10 protein-coding genes are annotated in these 8,023 nt (G+C 58.6%); 4 read left to right on the forward strand and 6 right to left on the reverse strand.

Annotated elements, in window-relative coordinates; translation table 11 throughout:
• Positions 1-60: 60 nt before the first annotated feature.
• From gloA to HMPREF9538_RS01155, 3 genes are all read right to left on the reverse strand, one after another.
• Positions 61-468: a lactoylglutathione lyase gene (gloA, locus tag HMPREF9538_RS01165; RefSeq protein ID WP_002907764.1), complete on the reverse strand. Its 408-nt coding sequence runs from the start codon at positions 466-468 to the stop codon at positions 61-63.
• Positions 469-546: 78 nt separating this feature from the next.
• Positions 547-1,644, reverse strand: a complete 1,098-nt coding sequence (locus tag HMPREF9538_RS01160; RefSeq protein ID WP_002907763.1) for an alkene reductase — start codon at positions 1,642-1,644, stop codon at positions 547-549.
• A 53-nt stretch (positions 1,645-1,697) separates the two neighbouring features.
• The gene (locus tag HMPREF9538_RS01155; protein WP_009486422.1) at positions 1,698-2,297 is read right to left on the reverse strand and encodes a TetR/AcrR family transcriptional regulator; all 600 of its coding nucleotides are present in this window, start codon (positions 2,295-2,297) and stop codon (positions 1,698-1,700) included.
• Positions 2,298-2,436: 139 nt separating this feature from the next.
• On the opposite strand from HMPREF9538_RS01155, the gene HMPREF9538_RS01150 reads away from it, so the two are divergent.
• The 3 genes from HMPREF9538_RS01150 (at position 2,437) to sodC (ending at position 4,215) form a co-directional block, all read left to right on the forward strand.
• A complete protein-coding gene (locus HMPREF9538_RS01150) occupies positions 2,437-2,679 on the forward strand; it encodes a DUF1289 domain-containing protein (RefSeq protein ID WP_004189722.1) in 243 nt (80 codons plus the stop codon).
• Positions 2,680-2,727: 48 nt separating this feature from the next.
• Complete coding sequence (locus HMPREF9538_RS01145; protein ID WP_009486423.1) at positions 2,728-3,624, forward strand: aldo/keto reductase; 897 nt, start codon at positions 2,728-2,730, stop codon at positions 3,622-3,624.
• Between the two features lie 69 nt (positions 3,625-3,693).
• Positions 3,694-4,215 (forward strand): superoxide dismutase [Cu-Zn] SodC, encoded by a 522-nt coding sequence (sodC, locus tag HMPREF9538_RS01140; RefSeq protein WP_004184268.1) that lies wholly within the window; start codon positions 3,694-3,696, stop codon positions 4,213-4,215.
• Here the strand turns inward: sodC and HMPREF9538_RS01135 are convergent.
• The 3 genes from HMPREF9538_RS01135 to HMPREF9538_RS01125 are packed head-to-tail and all read right to left on the reverse strand — an operon-like array spanning position 4,208 to position 7,375.
• Positions 4,208-6,232, reverse strand: a complete 2,025-nt coding sequence (locus tag HMPREF9538_RS01135) for an FUSC family protein (RefSeq protein ID WP_002907754.1) — start codon at positions 6,230-6,232, stop codon at positions 4,208-4,210. The genes sodC and HMPREF9538_RS01135 overlap by 8 nt on opposite strands.
• The gene (locus HMPREF9538_RS01130; RefSeq protein ID WP_004143835.1) at positions 6,232-7,128 is read right to left on the reverse strand and encodes an HlyD family secretion protein; all 897 of its coding nucleotides are present in this window, start codon (positions 7,126-7,128) and stop codon (positions 6,232-6,234) included. The genes HMPREF9538_RS01135 and HMPREF9538_RS01130 overlap by 1 nt, the downstream gene beginning before the upstream one ends.
• Positions 7,129-7,138: 10 nt before the next feature.
• Entirely contained in the window at positions 7,139-7,375 is a 237-nt protein-coding gene (locus tag HMPREF9538_RS01125; RefSeq protein WP_004143834.1) for a DUF1656 domain-containing protein, read from the reverse strand.
• 172 nt (positions 7,376-7,547) lie between these two features.
• On the opposite strand from HMPREF9538_RS01125, the gene slyA reads away from it, so the two are divergent.
• On the forward strand, positions 7,548-7,988 hold the full coding sequence (gene slyA, locus HMPREF9538_RS01120) for a transcriptional regulator SlyA (protein ID WP_004143833.1): 441 nt from the start codon (positions 7,548-7,550) through the stop codon (positions 7,986-7,988).
• Positions 7,989-8,023: the final 35 nt, after the last annotated feature.

Consider the following 8,023-nt stretch of genomic DNA (forward strand, 5'->3'; position numbering starts at 1 on the left):
CAACGGGCGCCGTAGCGCCCGGGCGAGCCATGGCATTAAATATGCCAGCGTGGGGAAGCGTTAGTTGCCCAGACCTTTGCCGGCATCTTTCTCTTCAATGAGCTCGATTTTGTAACCGTCCGGATCTTCCACGAAGGCGATGACGGTGGTGCCGCCTTTTACCGGCCCGGCTTCACGGGTGACGTTGCCCCCGTTCTGACGGATCCGTTCGCAGGCTTCGGCGGCGTTATCGACGCTCAGCGCGATATGGCCGTAGGCGGTGCCCAGCTCATAGCTGTCCACGCCCCAGTTGTAGGTCAGTTCGATCACCGCGGTTTCGCTCTCTTCGCCGTAGCCGACAAAGGCGAGGGAGTACTTGTACTCCGGGTTTTCGCTGGTGCGCAGCAGCTTCATGCCCAACACGTTGGTATAGAAGTCGATAGAACGTTGCAGGTCGCCAACGCGCAGCATGGTGTGGAGTAAGCGCATAATGTCCCCTATGCAGTTTATTTGATAGATCAGAACGTTGAGTATAGCGGCGATACGTCGCCGCTATCAATGGAGGGATTACAGAGTCGGGTAATCGGTGTAGCCTTCCGCGCCGCCGCCGTAGAAGGATTCCGGGCGTTGCGGGTTAAGCGGCGCTTTTTTCTGCAGGCGAGCCACCAGATCCGGGTTGGCGATGTAATCGCGGCCAAAGGCCACGGCATCAATCAGCCCTTTATTGATAAGATCGTTGGCTTTTTCTACTGTGTAAGCGCCAGCGCCAATGATCACCCCCGGGAAGCGGTCGCGGACTTTCTGACGGAAAGCTTCACTGTAAGGTTTGCCGCCCGCCCAGTCCGGCTCGGACATGTGCAGATAGGCGATACCGCGTTTCGCCAGCTCGCTAATCAGATACAGCGCGTCTTCTTCTTCGTTCGGGCCATTATCCACATTCTGGAAGCTGCCAATCGGCGACACGCGGATGCCAATGCGCTCGGCGCTCCACTCTTGACTCACGGCGTCAACCACTTCCAGCACCAGACGGGCACGGTTCTCCACGCTGCCGCCGTACTGATCGGTACGCTGGTTCGCCGATGGCGAGAGGAATTGGTGCAGCAGATAGCCGTGGGCTGAGTGCAGCTCAACCAGATCGAAGCCGGCGTCACGGGCATTGCCGACCGCCTGACGGAAATCGTTGACGATCCCTGGGATCTCTGCGGTTTCCAGGGCGCGGGGCATTGAGGTGTCGACGCGAATGGCGTGGCCGTTTTCGTCACGCAGTGAGGTACGGGTGCCCGCGCTCAGCGCGGAAGGCGCTACCGGGGCGGCGCCGCCAGGCTGCAGGCTGCTATGGGAAATACGCCCGGTGTGCCACAGCTGGACGGCGATATGACCGTTTTCGGCATGAACGCCGGCGGTAATTTTCTGCCAGGCGGCAATCTGCTCCGGGCTGTGCAGCCCAGGCGCGCCGGCGTAGCCTTTGGCCTGCGCGGAGATCTGCGTCGCTTCGGTGATGATCAGCCCGGAACTGGCGCGCTGGCGGTAGTATTCGCCCATCAGCGGAGTAGGGATATCGCCCGGCTCAATGCTGCGCAGACGCGTCAACGGCGCCATAAATACGCGATTAGGGACGGTGACCGCACCGACTTTCAGTGGGCTGAATAATTTTGCTTCCGACATAGTGACTCCTGAGTAGACCGGTCGTCTAGTAACTGATGAAATAAAAACGCCTGTTATACCGCAGGCGCCGCAATAATCTGTTTGGCGTGGGCAAGGGCGCTTTCCAGCGGCGTTGCGCTACGCGTAATTTTGGCCTGCAGGTTGGCCCCGAGCCACAGGGAATACAGCACCTGCGACAGGGTCATGGCCGCGCCGTCAAATGCGAGACTGCCTTCCTGACGTCCTTTCTCCAGCGCGTCGCCCAGCAGGGCGATAATCTGGCTGGCTCCGCGATCCATGGCGGCGCGCATATCTTCCGACAGATCGCAAACCTCCGCGGATAGCTTGACAGTAAGACACCCGCTAATAATCCCCTGCTGGCAGAACTGATTCAGCGTGTGCTGATAGTAGGCCAGCAGGCGATCGCGATAGTTACCGTCGCCATGATCGAAGTGGTCGACCAGGCGCTGCAGATATCCGGTGTAGTGATGTTCAAGCAGCGCGACGCCGAAGGCTTCCTTAGAGCGAAAGTAGTGGTAGAAGGAGCCCTTGGGCACCTCCGCCGTCTTCAGAAGTTCGCTCAAGCCCATTCCGGTAAAACCGCGATGCATGCAAAGCTGCTCGCCGGTGGCCAGGATATGTTCTCGGGTATCGCAATCGCTGTGTCTGTTCATGCTGCACACTGTAGTAGACCGATTGGTCTAATGCAAGCGTCGGCGGAAAAATGTTAGCTGACGCAGCACGTAGTGAACAAAATTTGCGTCGGCGCGGGGAAACGTCTTCAATGAAAGGAGACGAGGGGACAGGAGGCGTGTGGTGGCAGAGCAGTTAGAATTTTTCCCGGTGCAGAGCCCGTGCCGGGGAATATGTCAGACCGATGAGCGCGGCTACTGTCGCGGCTGTTTCCGCAGCCGTGAGGAACGTTTTAACTGGCAAACGATGAGCGATGCGCAGAAACAGGAGGTTTTGCGTCTTTGCCGCCAACGGCTGCTGCGCAAAATACGCGCGAACAGGCCGGAGCCGGCGGAAGAACCGCAGCAACCCTCACTGTTTTAAGCCAAAAATTACGTATACTCAGAGCACTTTTTTATTGAGGAAGCGGTTATGGTTCAGCGTATTGCTATGGCTCCCCAGGGGCCGGAATTTTCACGTTTTGTGATGGGCTACTGGCGTCTGATGGACTGGAAAATGTCGCCTGGCGAGCTGGTCAGCTTTATTGAGCAGCATCTCGATTTAGGCGTAACCACCGTCGATCACGCCGATATCTATGGCGATTATGAGTGTGAGGCTGCCTTTGGCGAAGCGCTGAAGCGAGCGCCGCATCTGCGTAGCCGGATGGAAATCGTCAGCAAATGCGGTATCGCCACCCGGGCGCGCGCTGAGAACACCATTGGCCACTACATTACCGACCGCGATCACATCGTGCTCAGCGCCGAGCAATCGCTGCGTAATCTGGCGACGGACCATCTCGACTTGCTGCTGATCCACCGGCCGGACCCACTGATGGACGCCGACGAGGTAGCCGAAGCTTTTCTCGCGCTGCATCATAGCGGTAAAGTGCGCCATTTTGGCGTCTCGAACTTTACCCCCGCCCAGTTCACCTTGCTGCAGTCACGTCTGCCGTTTACCCTGGCCACCAACCAGGTCGAAATTTCACCGGTGCATCAGCCGCTGCTGCTCGACGGTACTCTCGATCAGCTGCAGCAACTGCGTATTCGTCCGATGGCGTGGTCTTGTCTTGGCGGTGGTCGCCTGTTTAACGAAGAGGGCTTCCAGGCGCTGCGCGATGAGCTGGCGCAGGTGGCGCACGAGCTTAACGCCGACAGCATCGAACAGGTAGTTTATGCCTGGGTGCTGCGTCTGCCGTCGCAGCCGCTGCCGATTATTGGCTCGGGCAAAATCGAGCGCGTGCGCTCGGCGATTGTGGCTGAAAAACTCAGCATGACCCGTCAGCAGTGGTTCCGCATCCGTAAAGCCGCGCTCGGGTACGACGTACCGTAACGGGCATTTCCCCTCCGGAAAGGCGTTCCTGGTTTACACTTAACAGGGAGACAGCCATCCGGAGGTGTTATGCAACGATGTATTCTCGCGATCTTATCCCTCGCATTTTGCGCTGGCGCACAGGCCGTTAGTGAAGATGTGCAACTTAATCTCGTGACCACCCAGGGCGTCGGTCAGACCATCGGCAGCGTCAAAATCACCGAAACCGACCGCGGACTCGAGTTCGCCCCCACTTTGCGGGCGCTACCGCCGGGTAAGCACGGGTTTCATATTCATGCCGAAGGCAGCTGCCAGCCGGCGATGAAAGAAGGTAAAGCCGTGGCCGCCGGGGCGGCGGGCGGACATTACGATCCGCAGCATACCGGCAAACACGAAGGGCCGTTGGGGGCCGGGCATCTTGGCGACCTGCCCCTGCTGGTGGTCAACGATGCGGGCGTAGCCGACCAGCCGATTATTGCTCCGCGCCTGAAAACGCTGGCGGAGGTGAAAGGGAAAGCGCTGATGGTCCACGTAGGCGGGGATAACATGGCCGACAGTCCGCAGCCGCTGGGCGGCGGCGGCGAACGGTTTGCCTGCGGGGTGATTAAGTAGTTCCTTCGCCAATTGTGCCGGCCACCGGGGCCTGTTCCAGCTGCGACAAGGCGCAGTACAGTCGCCAAATCGCGGCGGCCAGTTCCCGCGCCGCCGGCTGATGATGGTGGTTCAGGGCGTCGCAGATCCGCTGCAGCTCCTGCAGGGTGGAGGCCAGCGGGCGCTGCTGCACGCCGCGCTCGCTCATCACATCGCGTAACAGGTTGATGCACAGGTCGCGCACCTGGGCGAGAGGATCGGAGCGGGTTTCCCATTCGCGAAGCTGCCAGACGACGTGCGAGCAATTGAGCAGCACGACGCCCCAACGCAACAGCCAGCGGCGCGCCAGGGCATCCTTACTCTGGCTGAGCTGACTGACGTGGTGATAGACCAGCGATTCAAATTCATGCTCACTGTGCTGAGGATGACGGCTAAGCTGATCGACAAAGTGACGCCGTAACGCTCTGATATGGCGTCGCCCTTTGCGGGCGTCAGAGCCCGGACTCAGTACCGCAAAGGCCAGCCAGGCAAAGCCTACCCCGACAATCTTGCTCAAATTATCATTGAAAAAGGCCGCATAATCGTACACCGGCGGGTTGGTGACGGCGATAAACGAGCCCATAAAGACGATAAGCTGTCCCCACAGGCCGGCGTATTTGGGCCACTGCAGTTTGAGTAACTGCATGGTGGTCAGGAGCGGGAACAGGAACAGCAGAAACTGCCACAGGTCGGTTACCTGCACCATCAGGCCGAACTTCACCACGAAACTGAATAGCGACAGCAGGACCAGAGTCTGCATCAGCAATGTCAGCGAGCGAAACGGCGAGGCGGATACGGAGTAGAGCACGCAGCAGATGGAGGCCAGGGTCAGGGCCGCCGCGCAGCTGGTCCACTGGGTACTGATCCCCCATGCGCCAATCGCCACCAGCGCGCAAAAGGTACGGACACCGTTGAGCAACGCCTCCGCCTGATCGGTATGGCGGGCTAATGGCGGGGCGGCGGGCACATTGAACTCGGCGATCGCCGAGGCATTTTCAACGCGGCGGATCCAGCGGCTGCTCTCCAGGTAAATGCGACAGAAATAGCGCAATCGCGCCCAGAAAGCGATGTGCCGGTAATCGGCATCCTGCCGCGGCGCCAGCGGCGCCAGGATCCGCGCAACGTGATAGCTGTCGGCATGAGGGGTGGCGAGCTCGGCGAGCAGCGACTCCAGTACCTGGCGAGTATTCGCCGGCGCGTCAGGCCAGTTCAGCAGCATCCGTCGCAGACTGGAGATGACGCTGGTCATTCTGAGCTGCTGATGCAGGAGGTAGTTCAGCAGAGGATTCTGCCGACGGAAACGGTAGTGGCTCCAGAAGGCCTGGATACGCAGCAGGTTCATGGTCAGGATCTGGCCAATCACGCTCTCATGGGCGGTGCGAATGGCATCCGTCGTCTCCGGCACCCACAGCAGGCTGGCGTGCTCCAGCAGCCGGGCGTGCATGGTTTTCAGGGCCGTCAGCAGGTTGCTGCCGTCGGAGGTGCTTGGCAGGATCATCATCATTAGCCCGCCGCAGAGGATCCCGACGATGACTTCGCAGACGCGCGACTGGGCGATGACCCACAGCTCGTAGCTGTCGCTGATGTTAATCACCGGAAAGGCGATGATGGCGCAGGTATAGCCCGCCAGCTGAAAGGCATAAGCGACGTTGTTGGTGAACAGGGCGCAGGCCCAGGTGCAGAGCGCCAGCCAGCCGGAGATACTGAACAGAAACAGCCAGGGATCGTTGAGTGTATGACCGGCAAGCAGCAGGGCGGCGCAGGCGCCGAGCAGGCTGCCTGCGATGCGGCCAAAACTTTTACTGATCACGCCGCCGACGGTGGGAAAGCTGACCACCGCCGCGGACGTCATCGCCCAGTAGGGCTCATCAAGATCCAGCGCATAGGCGATACTCAGCGCAAGACACATCGCGATGCCGTTGCGCAATGCGTACCGCCACTGCGGCCGGGTGGCTTTAACCCAGGGGAGTGCGCGCCACGACAGGGTCTGCAGGTTCATTACTGCCCGCCAATTGAGACAGTGCAGGTGGTACCGGAGACCAGGGTGACATCGGCCGGCAGCGTATCAAAGGCAATTCGCACCGGAACGCGTTGGGCGAGACGAACCCAGGGGATATTTGGTTTGATGTTGGCCACCAGCCCGGTTCCCTGTTCCACGCTCTGGTCGACAATCGCGCGGCCGATGCTGGCGACATGGCCCTTTAGCGTCTGCTGATTGCTATAGAGAATAATTTGTGCCGGATCGCCGATGCGAATGTGGCGCAGTTTGGTTTCTTCGAAGTAGCCCAGCACGTAAAACGAGTGGCTGTCCACCAGGGCAAAGACCGGATGGCCGGTGGTAGCGTAATCACCGACGCGGGTGGAAAGGTTGGTCACCCAGCCATCCACCGGCGCTTTGACAACCGTCTGGCTGAGCTGCCACTGCGCATGTTTCAGCGCCGCTTCGGTTACGCCGACCCCCGCTCTGGCGGCAGCCAGGGTGGTGGTGGCGGTATTCAGGGCGGTATTGACGTTCTCAAGATCTTCAGCCGAGATGGCATTTTGCGACAGGCTTCGGCGACGGCGAGCTTCGCTGGCGGCCTTGCTTTGCTCCGCCTGCGCTTTCGCCACCTCCGCCTGGGCTTTCGCCAGCTGCGCCTGGGCGTTCAGCACCGCGATGCGATAGGGGGTGTCGTCGATGGTAAACAATACTTCCCCGGCTTTGACCCGTTGGTTATCGGTTACGTTCAACTGCAGAATACTGCCGGAGACCTGAGGGGTGATCCCAACCTGCTCGGCGCGCACTTTGCCGTCGCGGGTCCAGGGTGACTGAGTGTAGAAATTCCATAACAACCATGCGGCAATCAGGGCGACGGCCGCGACCAGCAGCGTTGACAGATATTTTAATCTTTTCATAACAGGGAGATCACCAGGCAATGAGTAATACCAGGGCCAGACAGACCGAGAGCGCGAACAGGGAGAGATCCATTAGTAGCGGGTGCCAGATGTCGCCCGCATACATCCAGTCACGCAGCTGGCGATGTAAAAACAACCAGATAAAGAAACCCAACAAGACGGCTTTGAACAGCGGAGGGAAATAGACGGATGCGCCGAACACCAGGTCCTGCAGCGGCAATCCGGATGTGTTAAGACTCAGTTTCACAAGCAAAAATCCTTTGCCATTACAGGGGTAACCTCAGGACGTGCTACTCTTTAACAGTGTAAATCATTGTTTTGGTTTTTGTTGAATCAAGTAATTCATTTGTTTTGATAATTCAAATGCTGCACACTATTCTAAAATCAGTATAATAACTTAGCAAGCTAATTATAAGGAGATGAAATTGGAATCGCCACTTGGTTCTGATCTGGCACGTTTAGTTCGCGTTTGGCGCGCGCTAATCGACCATCGCCTGAAACCTCTGGAGTTAACGCAGACCCACTGGGTCACGCTGCATAACATCCACCAGCTGCCGCCTGAGCAGTCGCAGATCCAGCTGGCGAAAGCTATCGGTATTGAACAGCCGTCGCTGGTGCGTACGCTCGATCAGCTGGAGGAGAAAGGGCTCATTTCTCGCCAGACCTGCGCAAGCGATCGGCGGGCCAAACGCATCAAGCTGACGGAAAAAGCCGAACCGCTGATCAACGAGATGGAAGAGGTGATAGGTAAGACCCGTGATGAAATCCTCTCAGGGGTCTCGAAGCAGGAAGTGGAAACCTTGCTCCACTTAATCCGTAAACTTGAACAAAATATCCTCGATCTCCAGGCTAAAGATTAATTCTTTGCGGCCCGGGCTAATCCGGGGCTTTTTTT

This window comes from Klebsiella sp. MS 92-3 (assembly GCF_000195655.1).
Classification (GTDB): domain Bacteria; phylum Pseudomonadota; class Gammaproteobacteria; order Enterobacterales; family Enterobacteriaceae; genus Klebsiella; species Klebsiella pneumoniae.